Here is a 15793-nt window from a genome sequence, read left to right as displayed (position 1 = left end):
AATCTTCGGGTAATATATGTATGTATTTTACTATGCGTCACTTCTACCAGTTAATGCTGCGATTGAAGCCATTAAATCATCGTTTTGGTAGGACTGAACCGTTAAGTAACTCAAATATATTCCTGAACCTAAATGAAAAATATCTTGTACAATTTCATGAATCCGTTTTTCAGGGTTTCCCTTCCACACCTTTTCAACGAGACATGTCCATACGTCCCCCGCAGTTGCTTGTGAATACCCCATCAATTGAAGCTCTGTTGCTTTACTCACCAGCACTGGTTCTACCATTGCTTTCCATTCATTGCATCGTTGAATAATCGCCATAATTCCCCTCCTATTCTCGGAGTTTTATTTGCTTGTCATGCTTGCCCCACTACGGTGCATATATATCATTGTATAGCAATTTTTATTTTTTGAGAAGGTAGTTGACAAAAATGACGAAGCAAACATTTTTGCAAGGCGCACTAATCTTAATCTTTGCTGGAATGATAACGCGCTTTCTTGGGTTTATTAACCGTATTGTTGTCGCTCGGTTGATGGGTGAAGAAGGAATTGGAATCTATATGATGGCTCTTCCTACCCTTTTCCTTGTCATTTCCTTAACTCAGATTGGTCTGCCCATTGCCATTTCTAAACGAGTTGCCGAAGCTGACGCAAAGAAAAATCAAGTGAAAGTAAAGCAGATACTCGTTGTTTCTCTTATCATTACGGCTATTTCTAGCATTTTTTTTACCACTTTAATGATCATTGCAGTCCCATTTATCGCAACGACATTATTAACAGATAACCGTACATTGCTTCCTTTACTAGCAATAAGTCCAATTGTCCCAATTGTCGCTATTTCCTCTGTACTTCGAGGGTACTTTCAAGGGAAGCAGAATATGAAGCCACAAAGCTATTCACAGGTGATAGAGCAAATAGTCCGAATTACTTGTGTCGCCTTCTTTGTAAACCTACTGCTTCCATTTGGCTTAGAATACGCAGCTGCAGGCGCAATGTTCAGTGTCATACTTGGAGAATTAGCCTCATTACTATTCATGATTTACACATTTAAACGAAAGAAAACGTTAAAAGTTAGGAAGGACTTTTTTGCCTACCTTAAGTCTAGTAAGGAGACATTAAAAGAATTACTATCAATTGCAATTCCGAGCACTGGAAGCAGGCTTGTTGGTTCATTTTCAAATTTCCTTGAGCCAATCTTAGTAGCACAAAGTTTAAGTATAGCAGGAATCTCAAGTGTGGTCGCAACGAGACTGTATGGGGAATTAACGGGCTATGTACTGCCACTGCTCTTTTTGCCCACATTCATTACACATTCCTTATCCATTGCACTCGTACCATCAATAGCCGAAGCCGATGCGAAAAGACAGGAACAGCTAATTCATTATCGTATCCATCAATCGATTCGTATCTCTTTTGCATCAGGAGCAATCGCAACAATCGTCATTTCACTGTTCTCAAGTGAATTATTAACATTCATGTATGGCACAGACAATGCGAGCAAATTTTTAGTGTTAATGGCACCGTTTTTCATATTATTGTACATCCAATCACCACTTCAAGCAACTTTACAGGCGTTAGATCTTGCAAGACCTGCTATGTGGAATAGCCTGATTGGCGCCTTTATGAAATTAGTCATTCTCTTTTTCCTGGCATCTAATGCAAACTTTGGCATCATGGGGGTTGCAATTGCAATGATTGTAGGCGTAGTTCTCGTTACACTACTTCATTTAGCAACATTAAAGAAAGCTATTCATTATGTAATTCCATTTAAGGATATTTGTAAGATGATTGTTCTATTAGTATCCACCTGGGGAATCGGAATGTTTCTAAGGGATTTCTATCATTCTATAAATGCTAATATTCCAATGTTTACCCTCATTTTATTAGTACTTCTCATTATTTATATTATAATTCTATTCTTATTGAAATTTATTACAAAAGACGAATTAAGGCAGATTCCATTCTTGCAAAAATTTGTGTCTTAGTAGAGTGGATGAGTTTATCTTAAAATCTCTTCTATTTTAAATACACTTGAATAAACTGTTAATAATCATGGACAAACATAAGGGGGAATTAAGATGCAAAGGCAGCTCTTCATTGCTTTATTGTATGGTTGGATCTTTGTGTTTAGTTTTATATTACTTTCAAGCATAATACTCGCACTATTATTTCGTTTTACAGCCTTCAATGAAAATTCTTTAGCTTGGATTGCACTTACCATCGGATTTGTAACATTATTTATAGGTGGATTTATTGCCGGGGCAAAAGGAAAAATGAAAGGCTGGATAATTGGTGGCCTTACCGGATTAGGATTTACACTTTTTACTTTTTTAGTACAATATTTAGGATACCAGCACGGGTTTTCAATGGAACAAACATTCACCCACCTAGGCTATATGCTTGCTTCAGTAATTGGCGGTGTCATTGGAGTGAATATCTTTGGCTCACGGAATGAATAAAAAAAGTTGCTGATTTCCCCACGGAACATAAACAATGATATTCTTTGTTAGATACTCCGCACAAGCCTTAAGGTTCGCGTTTTTAGTATTATATTTCCACCGAGGAGTGTACAGCTGCTGTAGTGCATGCGAATAATTTGAGATTAAAAAAGAAGTTAATATCTATGTATTAACTTCTTTTTCAGGTCAACTATGTACTCGATTACCTAAATAAAAAACTTTAGATAGGTAATACACACTTCCCTTTATTTCATTTTATTACTTGTTTATGTCACGGATTGCAGAACGGTCATACGTAAGTTTCGAACCACCTTCAGTGATCAAAACAACAGTATTCTCGTCAACTGCATGAACCGTCGCGTGTAAACCGCCAATTGTAACGATAGTATCGCCCTTTTGCAAGCTGTTTTGCATTTCTCTTACTTGCTTTTGACGTTTTTGTTGTGGACGTATAAGCAAGAAGTAGAAAATAACGAACATCAAAATAATTGGTGCTAATGAGACTAACATTTCCATCTAATTTCCCCTCCTTTCAAATATAAAACATAACCTTTAAAAATTCTTAGCATCCGGTTTATTCAAACCATATTGTTCAAAGAATTCCTCTTTAAAGTCGCCAAGTCGATCTTCTTTTATAGCAGCTCGTACTTGCTCCATTAATTTTACCAGAAAATGTAGGTTATGATAAGTGGTAAGTCTAAATCCGAACGTTTCATTACATCTTATTAAGTGACGGATATATGCACGAGAGTAATTTTTACATACATGGCAGTCACAATTCTCATCAATTGGACCAAAATCACGAGCATATTTCGCATTCCGCACAACGAGACGACCATTTGATGTCATACATGTTCCATTACGAGCAATTCTAGTTGGCAGCACACAGTCAAACATATCAATACCACGTATCGCCCCATCAATTAAGGCGTCTGGAGAGCCGACACCCATTAAATATCTTGGTTTATTCGCAGGTAGTAATGGTGTCGTATGTTCTAGCATACGGTTCATAATATCCTTAGGTTCACCAACGGAAAGCCCACCTATTGCATATCCTGGGAAATCGAGAGAAACAAGATCCCTTGCACTTTGACTTCTTAATTCTTCAAACTCTCCACCTTGGACAATTCCAAATAATCCTTGAACATCACTGCGTTCATGTGCTGCAAGACAGCGTTCTGCCCATCTTGACGTTCTTTCAACAGATGCCTTCATATAGTCATAAGTTGCTGGGAAAGGCGGGCACTCATCAAATGCCATCATTATATCAGAGCCTAATGCATTTTGAATCTGCATCGCCTTCTCAGGCGATAAAAACAGCTTGTCCCCATTTAAATGATTACGGAAATGTACTCCTTTCTCCGTAATTTCACGCATATCACTTAAACTAAACACTTGGAAGCCACCAGAATCGGTTAAAATTGCACCATCCCAGTTCATAAATTTATGCAGTCCACCTGCTTCACGAATAATTTCTTCACCAGGACGTAACCATAAATGATACGTATTGGATAGTATAATTCTTGCATCCATTGAATGTAAATCTTCTGGACTCATCGTCTTTACTGTTGCCAATGTGCCAACTGGCATAAAGGTTGGTGTGTCAAATGATCCATGCGGGGTGTGTACTCGTCCGAGTCTAGCACCAGTCTGTTTATCGGTTTTAATTAACTCATATGTTATTGGTGTTGTCATGTTTATTAATTCCTCTTCTTTCATTTCTAAATGATTAACATTGCATCGCCAAAACTGAAGAAACGATATTTCTCATTTACCGCTTCTTTGTATGCTTCCAGAATTGTCTCCCGGTCAACTAACGCGCTCACAAGCATGATCAAGGTTGATTTCGGTAAATGGAAATTCGTGATCAGCCCATCAATCGCTTTAAATTGATATGGCGGATAAATAAAGATATTCGTCCAGCCACTAGATTCTTTAAAAGTACCTTGATTATCTCTTGCAATCGTTTCAAGGGTTCTAGTTGATGTTGTCCCAACAGAAATAATTCTTCCGCCAGATGCTTTCGTTTGATTTAATAGTTTCGCTGTTTCATTTGTCATCTGATAAAACTCTGAGTGCATCTCATGGTCTTCAATCGTGTCGACACTAACTGGACGGAATGTCCCCAAACCAACGTGGAGAGTAATAAATGCAATGTTTACGCCCATTGATTTGATTTCGGCTAATAGATCATTAGTGAAATGCAAACCAGCAGTCGGAGCTGCTGCCGATCCTTCTTCCTTTGCATAAACCGTTTGATATCGTTCTTTTTCTGGCAATTGCTCTTTAATGTATGGTGGCAGGGGCATTTCACCTAATTGATCAAGCACCTCATAGAAAATACCTTCATAAGAAAACTCGAGCATACGACCACCATGATCTTTGAATTCTTTACAAACCGCAGTTAATTTCCCATCACCAAAAACTAATTCTGTACCAACCTTTACCTTTTTCGCTGGTTTTGTTAATACTTCCCAAGTATCGTTTTCTTCTTGTCGAAGCAATAGCACCTCGATTTTTGCCCCTGTGTCCTTCTTAACACCATACAATCTTGCTGGCAATACACGGGTATCATTTAATACTAACGTGTCCCCTGCTCGTAAATGCTGCTTTACATCAGTGAAATGCTGATGTGCAAATTGTTTCTTTTCTTTATCAATTACCATTAAACGGGATGCGGTTCGATCCTTTAACGGAGTTTGTGCAATTAGTTCCTCTGGTAAATGATAATCAAAATCTTCTATATTCATCATAAATCTCCTAACATTTACTTATTTATACCTAGTAATGATGGTAAAAATAAGCGTTAAAATAATACTAATAATAATTGAGGTCATAAGCGGAAAATGTATCGAAACATTGCCGACTTTAAAACTAAAATCTCCAGGTAATCTGCCGATAAACGTCCAAATTAATCCAATGACCAAGAATATAATCCCAACAATGATAAAAATTTTTCCCATGTCTATTCCTGCCTATTGATCCCAAAGTGTGCATATGCCTTCGGTGTGACAATTCTACCTCTTGGTGTTCTTTGGATAAAACCAAGCTGCAGTAGGTAAGGCTCATAGACATCCTCAATTGTTTGCGCATCCTCACCTATTGTTGCCGCAATCGTATCAAGGCCAACTGGTCCGCCATTGAATCCTTCGATGATGCCAAGCATTAGACGGTGATCGGTATGATCTAAGCCTGCATCATCAACTTGTAACATCTTTAATGCAAGACTTGTCGTTTCTAAACTAATTTCCGATTCCCCCTTAACTTGGGAAATATCACGAATTCGTTTTAATAAGCGATTCGCAATTCTTGGTGTACCTCTAGAACGACCGGCAACCTCTAATGCTGCTTCTTTTGTTATCGGCATTCCAAAGATATCTGCCGTTCGTTCGACGATTGCACATAAATCCTTCGTTTCATAAAACTCTAGCCTGCTCATTACTCCGAACCTGTCTCGTAATGGCGCTGATAATAATCCAGCCCGTGTTGTCGCACCAACTAATGTAAATGGCGGCAAATCGATACGAACCGACCGTGCACTTGGTCCAGTTCCGATGACGATATCGAGAAAAAAGTCTTCCATCGCTGGGTATAATACTTCCTCAACTGTCCGTGGTATCCGATGCACTTCATCAATAAACAATACATCACCAGGCTCTAATGAAGATAGAATAGCGGCTAAATCCCCCGCTCGTTCAATAGCAGGACCAGATGTTGAACGGAATTGAACACCCATTTCATTGGCAATGATTGCCGCTAGCGTTGTTTTCCCTAATCCAGGAGGCCCATATAAAAGAACATGGTCTAATGGCTCTTCACGCATTTTTGCAGCCTGAATAAAGATTTTCAAGTTCTCTTTTGCCTTATGTTGTCCAATATATTGATTTAATGTCGTGGGACGAAGGCTAAGCTCAATTGAAGCATCTTCGCTTTGCAATTCTCCTGTTACCATCCGCTCATCCATAATTAACGTCCCCTCTGCTTATTTTTTCATTAATAATGCTAATGCGTTTTTAATTACTTCATCTGTATTTTTAATATCCATTGCTTGTAATTGTGGAATAATTGCTTTTATTTCTCGATCCGTATAGCCTAATGCTTTTAATGCTTCTTGTGCTTCGATGATTGCTGTTGTATTTTCATTAGCGGTCGTAGCTGTCTCTTGTTGATCTTGATCAATTGAAATGGAAAGTTGCATCACTAATTTACCTTTTAGATCTAAAATAATCTGTCTTGCTGTTTTTTTACCAACACCAGGGAAGCTTGTTAAGAATTTGTCATCTTCCCGCTCAACTGCAGCAACAAAACCTGGGACATCCACTGAGGCTAATATTGCTAACGCACCTTTAGGACCAATTCCAGATACAGAGATTAATTTTTTAAATAGATATTTCTCATCCTCATTCTTGAAGCCATATAATGCTAGCGTGTCTTCTCGAACATATTGGTATGTATTTATTAAAATCTCTTCGTTTAATGCGGATTGAAATGCAAACGGGTTTGCACAAATTAGCTCATAGCCAACACCATGTACATCAACAACTACCGTTTCATCTTGAACGCTTGATAATATTCCTTTTATGTATGCAATCACGTCAATAATACCTCCCCATAGTTTAACATATTTTAAGTTGAAATAATAAAGTGAAACTTCATTATAAGTATTCTGTCTTTTAAAGCGGGAAAACTTCTATTTCTACAGAAATAGAAGTTTAATTCAGGTTTATTTAATCCCAATTCAAACAACTTACATTGTTGACTCTAGATTATGATGGATATCTTGAACATCTTCATTATCCTCAAGTGTATCAATGAGTTGCTGCATTTTCTCTTCTTCCTCTTCAGTGACGCTATTATAATTTTGCGGAATTAACGTTACTTCACTCTGTTCAATTGTATAGCTGTCTTCCTTTAATTGTTCAACAACTTCTGTAAATGTTTCAGGTGTTGTAAAGATTTCGAAGACACCATCTTCAGCAGTAATATCATCTGCTCCTGCTTCTAATGCAGCAAAAGTAAGCTCCTCTTCATCGATAGAGCCTTCTTCATTCGTTATGACAATATATCCCTTTCTATCAAACATGAAGGATACACTTCCATTTTCTCCTAAATTCCCATCATGTTTCTTAAAAGCATGTCTAACTTCTGCAGCCGTACGATTCTTATTATCGGTTAATACATTGACGATAACTGCTACCCCGCCAGGTCCATACCCTTCATAAGTTAGTTCCTCATAGCTAGCCCCGTCCAATGTGCCAGTAGCTTTTTTTATTGCACGCTCTATATTATCGTTTGGCATATTATCTGCTTTCGCTTTATCAATTACTAAACGGAGAGAAGCATTTGTTGACGTATCTCCCCCACCTTCTTTTGCTGCCATATAGATTGCCTTTGCATGACGCATAAAGATTTTCCCTCGTTTTGCATCCTGTGCACCTTTTCGCTTTTGTATATTATGCCACTTAGAATGACCAGCCACAAACATTCTCCTTTTTTAGTAAACTTGGTTGCCACCATGTTTTTAAGTGATTACCTCGTTGCACTTATGCAGCAAGATAGTTTGTATCGTTTCTTAGCTGCCAAAGAATCTATACTCTACTATATCAAATCCGATACGATTAGAAAACTTTACTGTCACTTAAATGATTTATGATTGTATTCAATAAAATACACTACCCTTTATCATATCATAGTTATTGCTAAATTAGGAGGCTTCGCTTTATCGGATAAAAAAAGAGACGATTATGGATCGTCTCTAATCCCGTTTTATTGCTCATTCTCATCATTATCTCGCTTTATCATTGCTTCAGGGTATGATGGAGGGGCAGGGTAAGGAAAATTAGCATCAGGCTGGGTTCCAAATTGTGCTGGAAACATTTGTTGCGTATTTAATACTGGTTGATGATTATTCTCTGGATTAGACATTGTTTTTTGATACATTTGCTCTTCTGCTGCATAAGGACGAATTGGGATGCTTGAACCGCAACCACAATCGTTATCGAGCGGCATTTGCATCATTGGGTCCATCTGATGGTGCATTGGATGGTGCATTGGATGGTGCATTGGATGGTGCATTGGATGGTGCATTGGATGATGCATCGCATGAGGTGGCATACATGGTTCCATACATGGTTCTGGCATACATGGTTCCGGCATCATTGGATATGGGCAGCAAGGAAGAACAAACTGAATATTAATCGGCATTGGCATTGGCATTGGCATTGGCATATTACTAACTGGGTGCTCTGCAACTGGCTGCACTTTCATTTCTTTCGGTTTTTGAACTGGCTTATGAATCGGTTTAGGTGCTGGCTTGGCTACTGGTTGTTCTTTTGCCTTTACATGTTCCTTTTTCTTCACTTCTTTTGGATGATGAACAGGCATTGGCGGGAAATTAATTGTCGTATAATTATTGAAATCCTGCTCCATCACTGGCATTTGCATGATTGGTTGTACTGGCATTGGCATATTCGGTTGTACCGGCATTGGCATATTCGGTTGTACTGGCATTGGCATATTCGGTTGTACCGGCATTTGCGGTACCGGTTGAACTGGAACTTCAGGTTTCACCATGACATGTTTCTTATTATCGTCCTCATGTATTACAGGCATCGCTTTTTGCGATGTCTCCTTGTACGGATGTATCACCGTTTCTTTCGGCGTTACTTTTGCTGTTTCCTTCTTTACTGCCTTCGATGTACCTGGAATTTTTATCTTCATTCCTGGCATAATCATATCTGGACTAGCCAAATGCGAATTAAGCTGTTTCAATTCTTCAAAATTGACACCGTATTTTTTAGAAAGTTCCCAAAGTGTGTCACCTTTTTGAACGATGTGTATTTTCAAAACGAACCGAACTCCTTTCATTACAAAGTACTGGGCTAATTACTCTATATCAACATATGCAATAAAATGATAAAAGTTGCCCGATTCACAAAACTAACAACGCAATTCTATAGCAAAACCGCAAACATCTGTTTAATGATGTATGTACTGCGTCTGTTCCCCGCACGACTTTCATGGTATGACAATTCCATCCGTATTTTATTAATCAGTGCTTCAAAAAGAGAAGGATATGCTTTAGGCGCACAAGTGAATCTTGGCATCAGATGAGGGAAGTCTCGCTCCTGTATAGCGTTGATTCCAGAAGTGGGGAAAGAGCTGTATTTTATCCGTAAAAAAACCGGCTCCTATTCATACTAGAGCCGGTTTTCCTTAAATATTCATATGGTATACAGGATATGTACCAAGGATGTCAACACTACATCCTAACGCTTCTAATTCCTGCTTAACGCCCGGAAATAGCACGTCATCATATGTCTGGTCAACATCAATAATGAAGAAGTAATTTCCTAATCCAGTTTTCGTTGGACGGGATTCAATCTTAGATAGGTTCATTTTGCGCCAGGCAAATGCCGAAAGTATTTGATGCAACGCACCAGACTTATCACTTGGTAAAGTGATCATCAATGTTGTTCGTTCTAACTGCGCAGGATGATGAATAGATACAAGGGATTGGTCCTTTGCAAGCACAAGGAATCTTGTATGATTATTCGGGTAATCATGAATATTTTCTTCCACTACATGCAACCCATATTCTTTTGCAGCAATAATATTACCAATTGCTGCGATTGAATCCTTGCTTTCACTCACTAATTCAGCAGCTTTACCAGTTGAAGATGAAAATTGAATGTTTGCGTCAGGCAGATGCTTGTGAATAAATTGATGACATTGTGCAATTGCATGACTGTGCGAATGAATTTCTGTTAACTCACTTAATTCGCCAGTGAAATCTCGCCTAACTAATAAATGCTGTTGAATTGGCACAACAATTTCAGCAACTACAGGCAATCTTACTTGATGGATAAGGTAATCAACAGTTAACTGTACGGTACCTTCTATCGCATTTTCCAGTGGAACGACACCAATTTCAATCTCATCTCGATCTACCGCATCAATACACTCAGGAATCGTAGTAAAGCTTCGTCTATGCTCATCATTAAAAGCAGTATCAACCGCTAACTTTGTAAATGTTCCTTTTGGACCTAAATAGCCAATTGTTTTCATCCTATTTCCCCCTGTTCCACCTATACAAAAGCACTCTATTTTTATTAGAAAACTTGGTTGTCACCAAGCTTTTGGGTGACATCCTTCAGCTGCACTTATGTAGTGAGAAAGTTTTTATACTTTCTTACCTACTAAGAATAGGAAAGTACTAAATATTCCCTAGTTTCAAATCCCTGACATAATAAGTCACGTCCAGCTCCAGTGCCCAGCGAGTAGCGAGAGTTTCCTTACCTTCATACGTCGCTGAACAGGCACTTACGCCTTTGGTCCCATTATTCTACAAAATCAAACTCATATTCTAATAAACGAATGGTATCCCCATCTTTTGCACCTCGTTTACGTAATTCATCGTCAACACCCATGCCACGTAACTGACGGGAGAAACGACGGATTGCACCATCACTTGAGAAATTGGTCATCTTAAAGAGTTTTTCAACTTTTGCCCCATAAATTACGAATGCGCCATCAGGATCTCTTGTTATTTCAAATGGAGCATCCTCTTTTTGATAACGATAAACAACTTCTTCATCAGTATCTTCAATCTCTGGAGCAATCTTCGGAATTGCTTCAAGTAAATCAGCAATTGCAAATAAAATGTCACGTAACCCTGCCCTTGTTAGTGCAGAAATTTCATAAACAGGGATACCCTCTGGTAAATTATCTTTAAATATCGCCAAGTTTTCCTTTGCGCCTGGCATGTCCATTTTGTTCGCTGCAATAATTTGTGGACGTTTCAATAGGTTCGCATCGAATTCTTCTAGTTCTTTATTGATTTTTTGATAATCATCATATGGAATTCTTCCTTCCATGCTGGCCATATCAATCACATGAACAATTACTCTTGTTCGTTCTACATGACGTAAAAATTGATGTCCTAGTCCAACACCTTCAGAAGCTCCTTCAATCAATCCTGGAAGGTCCGCCATGACAAAGCTTCGATGATCACTTGTATCGACAACTCCTAAATTCGGTGCTAAGGTTGTGAAATGATAATCCGCGATTTTGGGTTTCGCAGCACTCACTACTGAAAGCAATGTAGACTTCCCAACACTCGGAAAACCTACTAATCCTACATCAGCGATTAATTTCAATTCTACCTTAATATTTCTTTCTTGACCTGGTTCCCCATTTTCCGCAATGTCTGGAGCAGGATTCCGTGGTGTAACAAAACGAGTATTTCCACGACCTCCACGTCCACCCTTGACGATAACGGCTTGCTGTCCTTGGGTTGTTAAATCAGCAATTACCTCTTCAGTATCCTCATCAATAACCGTTGTCCCTGGTGGTACGGAAATAATTAATGGTGCTGCATTTTTCCCATGCTGGGTCTTACTCATCCCGTTTTCTCCACGTTTTGCTTTAAAATGGCGGTTGTAACGGAAATCCATCAATGTGTTCAATCCTTCATCAACTTCAAAAATAATATCCGCACCATCTCCACCATCACCGCCAGCAGGGCCGCCTAATGGAACATATTTTTCTCTTCGGTAGGCAACAAGTCCATTACCACCATCTCCAGCTTTAACATAAACACTAGCCTGATCTACAAACATTATCATTCACCTCATCATTCAATTGGAATCAAAAAACTAGACTCCAGACGATTTTCTCTATTATACACATTGAATTCTTTCTCTAAATCACTATTTAACGTCGAGCTATGCGCCAATTCAAAATGCCCATCAATCGAAAAATTCACCTCAATTTGTGAAGGTTTTTTTCGCTTTATTAAATCCAAATTTACTTCGTACAGCGTCGATAAATTAGAAATCCTCGAAAAAAAATCCATTACTTGTTTACTTCGTTTTATTAATATATCATCAATCGTGGATAATTACGTATTTTCTACTTGAATATTGTATGTTAAACGGAAATTATTGTAGAGATTATTGAACCGGATGAGCCATAAAATAAATTTTGGTGCTTTTATACTCATTAATTTCCGTTCCTCTTCATAAAAGGAGAATAATTCCCCGAACTTCTTCTCTACCTTCTCTAGCTTACCCATACTTATATACCCACTGATTATTTGCAGATCGTTCATAACATCATGACGATAAAATTGTAAGACTTCAACAACTTCTTTCTCCTCCATTATTATTCCCCCCATTGCTATTAGAATTATAGCAGAAAATAATGGAAAGTTCATTTTGTAACAGTATATTAAGGAATGACTATTTTTATACAATTTGTGACGTAAGTGTGATGTTGATTACTTCTAACGCATAGCCGCAAATTTCGACAGCATAAAATCCTCTTTAGTTTTGAGGCTCGGCACCATTAATAAGCTATGAGTCTAAAATATAAAAAAACTCCAACCAAAATGATTGATTGGAGTTTTAAATATACCGTTTTTATGCTTCTTGAGCAACCGGGTACACACTTACTTTTTTACGATCTCGACCAAGGCGTTCGAATTTCACGATACCATCTGCTTTTGCATATAGCGTGTCATCTCCACCACGACCTACGTTTTCACCTGGATAAATCTTTGTACCGCGTTGGCGATAAAGAATTGATCCACCAGTAACAAACTGTCCATCAGCACGTTTAGAGCCTAGGCGTTTAGAACGTGAATCACGACCGTTTTTTGTACTACCAGCACCTTTTTTCGTAGCGAAAAATTGTAAATCTAGACGTAGCATAGTTTTGCACCTCCTAGTTATGTTCTACTTTAATAAATTTGCTATACTCAAGTTCAATCGATTTTAAGGAAACAAGCATCCCTTCAAATAAGAGCTGCACTTTATCCATAATTTCAGAATCAAGTGACGGTGGGATGATTACATGTAAATAACCACCTTCAGCACTTTGCTCTATTTGCAGGTCAACTTGGCATAATTCTAGTACTGCATTCACGGTGCCAATCGATACGGCCGAAACACCAGCACATACTAGATCATAGCCGTAAGGACCACTGTCTGCATGTCCAGTTAATTTAAATGCTGTAATTTGATTTTCTGACCTTGATACAGTAACACGAATCATATTAATTATCCTTATAGATTGATTTTTTCAATAACTAATTTAGTATATGGTTGACGGTGACCTTGTTTACGATGATAGTTTTTCTTAGCTTTGAATTTAACAACAGTAACTTTCTTTTGACGACCTTGTTTTTCAACTTTAGCCGTTACTGTAGCACCTTCAACGTAAGGAGCGCCGACTTTAACGTCATCTCCACCAACGAAAAGAACTTTATCAAATGTTACAGAGTCATTCGCTTCAGCAGAAATTTTCTCAACAAAAATTTCTTGACCTTCTTCAACTTTAACTTGCTTACCACCTGTTTCAATAATTGCGTACATACTTGCACCTCCTTAATAAACTCAGACTCGCCATGCAGGTACTCGGGAGTTAACCCTTAAGTTTCTATCACCTGATCTGTGCGGTTGTAGCACTGGTGCTACGATGAATAACGTATTGATGTTATCATGTTTTGTATATACTTGTCAAGCATTCATTGTAATTATTCTATTCTTGATAACGAAACGTTTCACCTATCGTTTGAGTATGCTGGTTATCATGAAAATAGCTTTTTAAACACTCATTCTCGTCAATTACAATCCTCTGTTCATCTGGATAAATAATATAAATTGGATGTTTCTTTTCTCGTTTAAAAAAAGCAAACACATCCATAAATGTACTATTCGCAGACACTTTAATAGGCTGAATCGTTTGAACCGAGGTTGTTCCTTCATAACGATTCAATAAAAATCGGATAAAAGTATAAAAGCGCTGCTTCCATTCCGTTCGATTTTCCAGAAAAATAAAAACCATTATAAATAAAGCACTAAGCGTAAATGGGAAAAGAAAAAGCTGAAGGAAAATTATTGCAATCGCCATTCCCATTGAAACTAGAATGATCGATTGGTGTGCTTGCTTGTATGGCATGATCGCAGATAACAACAAAAATAAGAGCTTGCCACCATCAAGTGGATAAATTGGCAATAAATTAAATAAAAGAATTGCAGAATTATAATAAAAGGCTAATTCCAATAATGAAGCAGGAACTAGATCAAATGGTGATAAGCTGAAAATTAAGAAGTATACAATAAAATGCTGGCATGGACCAGCAAGCGTAACAAGCATTTCCTCCTTAATCGGCTTAGTCCCATGCTCATCCGTGTCCATTACCCCACCAAATACCCACAGCATAATTCTTCTAACCCGCCAGCCTAAGCTATTTGCCATGATAAAGTGCCCAAGCTCATGAAATAAAACGATTGAAAGAATAATTGCCAGCTCAGTAAATGTACCAGTAAGAATAGAAATCGCTATGAATACATATAGAATCGGATGAAACTTCACCATAGGAAGGTTATTAACGAAGGTCATCAACTTGGATCACCTGAACCGGATCAAGATATTGATTATCCTTCTCGATTGAAAAATACACTGTCTCACTTTCCTCTGTTGGTGTAAATTGCCCGACTCTTTGGTTGTTTCCTACATATTGGTATAAATGAACATCGATTTCACTTAAAAAGCCGTAACTAGAAATACTATCATCTGCATGTTGAACGACAACGGTTTTATTCGTATCACGATCATTTCCTGCAAAAATTACAATACCTTCATGTAATACAGAAACATTCGCAGCTTCACCAGGTTCAATTCGTATTCCCTCTCCACTGAAAGGTTCAGTAATATCCCCACTTACTGGAAGTGCTAATATTTCTTGACTTTGATTGTCCACCTTCTCAGGAGAAAAGGCTAATGGTGCTCCGAAAGTATCTCTGTACCATACATTTACTTTTGCAAATGGAAATTCTTCCTCTAATACACTGCTTGTCCATAATTTTGGTCCTTGTAGGCTTGATGAATCTAGCTGCCATAATAATGCAATCCCAAAGAAAAGCATCGTCGATAGAAGTGCCCTTAAAATAATACCAGAAGATACCGGTTTCTCGCTTATTCCTCCCTTGCTACTGCTCGTATCTGAAAAAACAGGGTAATAGCCATGTTTTTCTTCCTCTTCAGGAAGACTAGGAAAAATTTGTCTCTCTACATTATCCTTAGGAATAACACCTCGAAGCTTTTTGCGTTGTTCGATTGATTTACGAACCTTATTAACCCCTTTAGTCATATATCTCATCCTTCATATACATTTGTACAAGTATATGTTAGAGAAAAAAACATATGAATAAATATTGTTTTTGAAATGCATGTTAGATTTTCAAGTGATTTAATAATGATGACATCACAATAGTATAGTTGACTTTCATTCCGGGCAGTCGTAAGCCAACGAGCAATTCTCACTC

19 protein-coding genes and 1 other annotated feature are annotated in these 15793 nt (G+C 38.0%); of the genes, 2 read left to right on the top strand and 17 right to left on the bottom strand.

Going from position 1 to position 15793, the window contains the following annotated elements; translation table 11 throughout:
• Positions 1-30: 30 nt before the first annotated feature.
• Positions 31-324 carry a post-transcriptional regulator gene (locus CWR45_RS02105; RefSeq protein WP_115748143.1) on the bottom strand — a complete coding sequence of 98 codons (294 nt, stop codon included), beginning with the start codon at positions 322-324 and terminating at the stop codon, positions 31-33.
• Between the two features lie 110 nt (positions 325-434).
• Here CWR45_RS02105 and spoVB point away from each other — a divergent pair, with 110 nt between their 5' ends.
• Entirely contained in the window at positions 435-1988 is a 1554-nt protein-coding gene (gene spoVB / locus CWR45_RS02100; protein WP_115748142.1) for a stage V sporulation protein B, read from the top strand.
• Between the two features lie 93 nt (positions 1989-2081).
• Positions 2082-2462 carry a TIGR04086 family membrane protein gene (locus CWR45_RS02095; RefSeq protein ID WP_115748141.1) on the top strand — a complete coding sequence of 127 codons (381 nt, stop codon included), beginning with the start codon at positions 2082-2084 and terminating at the stop codon, positions 2460-2462.
• Between the two features lie 258 nt (positions 2463-2720).
• Here CWR45_RS02095 and yajC read toward each other — a convergent pair whose 3' ends face one another.
• From yajC to CWR45_RS02005, 16 genes are all read right to left on the bottom strand, one after another.
• Positions 2721-2978, bottom strand: a complete 258-nt coding sequence (gene yajC / locus CWR45_RS02090) for a preprotein translocase subunit YajC (RefSeq protein WP_115748140.1) — start codon at positions 2976-2978, stop codon at positions 2721-2723.
• 36 nt (positions 2979-3014) lie between these two features.
• Positions 3015-4157 (bottom strand): tRNA guanosine(34) transglycosylase Tgt, encoded by a 1143-nt coding sequence (gene tgt / locus CWR45_RS02085; protein WP_115748139.1) that lies wholly within the window; start codon positions 4155-4157, stop codon positions 3015-3017.
• Between the two features lie 26 nt (positions 4158-4183).
• Positions 4184-5212 carry a tRNA preQ1(34) S-adenosylmethionine ribosyltransferase-isomerase QueA gene (gene queA / locus CWR45_RS02080; protein ID WP_115748138.1) on the bottom strand — a complete coding sequence of 343 codons (1029 nt, stop codon included), beginning with the start codon at positions 5210-5212 and terminating at the stop codon, positions 4184-4186.
• A gap of 21 nt (positions 5213-5233) precedes the next feature.
• Positions 5234-5425 carry a DUF2905 family protein gene (locus CWR45_RS02075; protein ID WP_115748137.1) on the bottom strand — a complete coding sequence of 64 codons (192 nt, stop codon included), beginning with the start codon at positions 5423-5425 and terminating at the stop codon, positions 5234-5236.
• 2 nt (positions 5426-5427) lie between these two features.
• A complete protein-coding gene (ruvB, locus tag CWR45_RS02070) occupies positions 5428-6426 on the bottom strand; it encodes a Holliday junction branch migration DNA helicase RuvB (protein WP_115748136.1) in 999 nt (332 codons plus the stop codon).
• Between the two features lie 18 nt (positions 6427-6444).
• Positions 6445-7056, bottom strand: coding sequence for a Holliday junction branch migration protein RuvA (ruvA, locus tag CWR45_RS02065; RefSeq protein WP_115748135.1), 612 nt, complete (start codon positions 7054-7056; stop codon positions 6445-6447).
• A gap of 153 nt (positions 7057-7209) precedes the next feature.
• On the bottom strand, positions 7210-7941 hold the full coding sequence (locus tag CWR45_RS02060; RefSeq protein WP_115748134.1) for a YebC/PmpR family DNA-binding transcriptional regulator: 732 nt from the start codon (positions 7939-7941) through the stop codon (positions 7210-7212).
• Positions 7942-8228: 287 nt separating this feature from the next.
• Positions 8229-9308, bottom strand: a complete 1080-nt coding sequence (locus CWR45_RS20030) for a LysM peptidoglycan-binding domain-containing protein (protein WP_245975314.1) — start codon at positions 9306-9308, stop codon at positions 8229-8231.
• Between the two features lie 369 nt (positions 9309-9677).
• The gene (gene pheA / locus CWR45_RS02045; RefSeq protein WP_115748133.1) at positions 9678-10529 is read right to left on the bottom strand and encodes a prephenate dehydratase; all 852 of its coding nucleotides are present in this window, start codon (positions 10527-10529) and stop codon (positions 9678-9680) included.
• Positions 10530-10801: 272 nt separating this feature from the next.
• On the bottom strand, positions 10802-12082 hold the full coding sequence (obgE, locus tag CWR45_RS02040) for a GTPase ObgE (protein ID WP_115748132.1): 1281 nt from the start codon (positions 12080-12082) through the stop codon (positions 10802-10804).
• 281 nt (positions 12083-12363) lie between these two features.
• On the bottom strand, positions 12364-12624 hold the full coding sequence (locus tag CWR45_RS02030) for a Spo0B domain-containing protein (RefSeq protein WP_170138766.1): 261 nt from the start codon (positions 12622-12624) through the stop codon (positions 12364-12366).
• Between the two features lie 259 nt (positions 12625-12883).
• On the bottom strand, positions 12884-13174 hold the full coding sequence (gene rpmA / locus CWR45_RS02025) for a 50S ribosomal protein L27 (protein ID WP_115748129.1): 291 nt from the start codon (positions 13172-13174) through the stop codon (positions 12884-12886).
• Positions 13175-13187: 13 nt separating this feature from the next.
• Positions 13188-13517, bottom strand: a complete 330-nt coding sequence (locus CWR45_RS02020; protein WP_115748128.1) for a ribosomal-processing cysteine protease Prp — start codon at positions 13515-13517, stop codon at positions 13188-13190.
• A gap of 11 nt (positions 13518-13528) precedes the next feature.
• Entirely contained in the window at positions 13529-13837 is a 309-nt protein-coding gene (gene rplU, locus CWR45_RS02015) for a 50S ribosomal protein L21 (RefSeq protein ID WP_115748127.1), read from the bottom strand.
• Between the two features lie 13 nt (positions 13838-13850).
• Positions 13851-13933: a sequence feature (ribosomal protein L21 leader region), on the bottom strand.
• A 70-nt stretch (positions 13934-14003) separates the two neighbouring features.
• A complete protein-coding gene (locus CWR45_RS02010; protein WP_115748126.1) occupies positions 14004-14867 on the bottom strand; it encodes a M50 family metallopeptidase in 864 nt (287 codons plus the stop codon).
• Positions 14854-15618 carry a peptidoglycan DD-metalloendopeptidase family protein gene (locus tag CWR45_RS02005; RefSeq protein ID WP_115748125.1) on the bottom strand — a complete coding sequence of 255 codons (765 nt, stop codon included), beginning with the start codon at positions 15616-15618 and terminating at the stop codon, positions 14854-14856. The genes CWR45_RS02010 and CWR45_RS02005 overlap by 14 nt, the downstream gene beginning before the upstream one ends.
• Positions 15619-15793: the final 175 nt, after the last annotated feature.

Origin of the sequence: Oceanobacillus chungangensis (genome assembly GCF_003369565.1) — a bacterium.
In the GTDB taxonomy this organism is placed as follows: Bacteria; Bacillota; Bacilli; order Bacillales; family Amphibacillaceae; genus Oceanobacillus; species Oceanobacillus chungangensis.
This window is presented reverse-complemented; position numbering and strand designations above follow the sequence as displayed.

Excerpts from the sequence above, each read along its gene's own strand:
- CWR45_RS02105 (WP_115748143.1), bottom strand. The coding sequence starts at position 324 with ATGGCGATTATTCAACGATGCAATGAATGGAAAGCAATGGTAGAACCA.
- spoVB (WP_115748142.1), top strand. The coding sequence starts at position 435 with ATGACGAAGCAAACATTTTTGCAAGGCGCACTAATCTTAATCTTTGCT.
- CWR45_RS02095 (WP_115748141.1), top strand. The coding sequence starts at position 2,082 with ATGCAAAGGCAGCTCTTCATTGCTTTATTGTATGGTTGGATCTTTGTG.
- yajC (WP_115748140.1), bottom strand. The coding sequence starts at position 2,978 with ATGGAAATGTTAGTCTCATTAGCACCAATTATTTTGATGTTCGTTATT.
- tgt (WP_115748139.1), bottom strand. The coding sequence starts at position 4,157 with ATGACAACACCAATAACATATGAGTTAATTAAAACCGATAAACAGACT.
- queA (WP_115748138.1), bottom strand. The coding sequence starts at position 5,212 with ATGAATATAGAAGATTTTGATTATCATTTACCAGAGGAACTAATTGCA.
- CWR45_RS02075 (WP_115748137.1), bottom strand. The coding sequence starts at position 5,425 with ATGGGAAAAATTTTTATCATTGTTGGGATTATATTCTTGGTCATTGGA.
- ruvB (WP_115748136.1), bottom strand. The coding sequence starts at position 6,426 with ATGGATGAGCGGATGGTAACAGGAGAATTGCAAAGCGAAGATGCTTCA.
- pheA (WP_115748133.1), bottom strand. The coding sequence starts at position 10,529 with ATGAAAACAATTGGCTATTTAGGTCCAAAAGGAACATTTACAAAGTTA.
- obgE (WP_115748132.1), bottom strand. The coding sequence starts at position 12,082 with ATGTTTGTAGATCAGGCTAGTGTTTATGTTAAAGCTGGAGATGGTGGT.
- CWR45_RS02030 (WP_170138766.1), bottom strand. The coding sequence starts at position 12,624 with ATGGAGGAGAAAGAAGTTGTTGAAGTCTTACAATTTTATCGTCATGAT.
- rpmA (WP_115748129.1), bottom strand. The coding sequence starts at position 13,174 with ATGCTACGTCTAGATTTACAATTTTTCGCTACGAAAAAAGGTGCTGGT.
- CWR45_RS02020 (WP_115748128.1), bottom strand. The coding sequence starts at position 13,517 with ATGATTCGTGTTACTGTATCAAGGTCAGAAAATCAAATTACAGCATTT.
- rplU (WP_115748127.1), bottom strand. The coding sequence starts at position 13,837 with ATGTACGCAATTATTGAAACAGGTGGTAAGCAAGTTAAAGTTGAAGAA.
- CWR45_RS02010 (WP_115748126.1), bottom strand. The coding sequence starts at position 14,867 with ATGACCTTCGTTAATAACCTTCCTATGGTGAAGTTTCATCCGATTCTA.
- CWR45_RS02005 (WP_115748125.1), bottom strand. The coding sequence starts at position 15,618 with ATGACTAAAGGGGTTAATAAGGTTCGTAAATCAATCGAACAACGCAAA.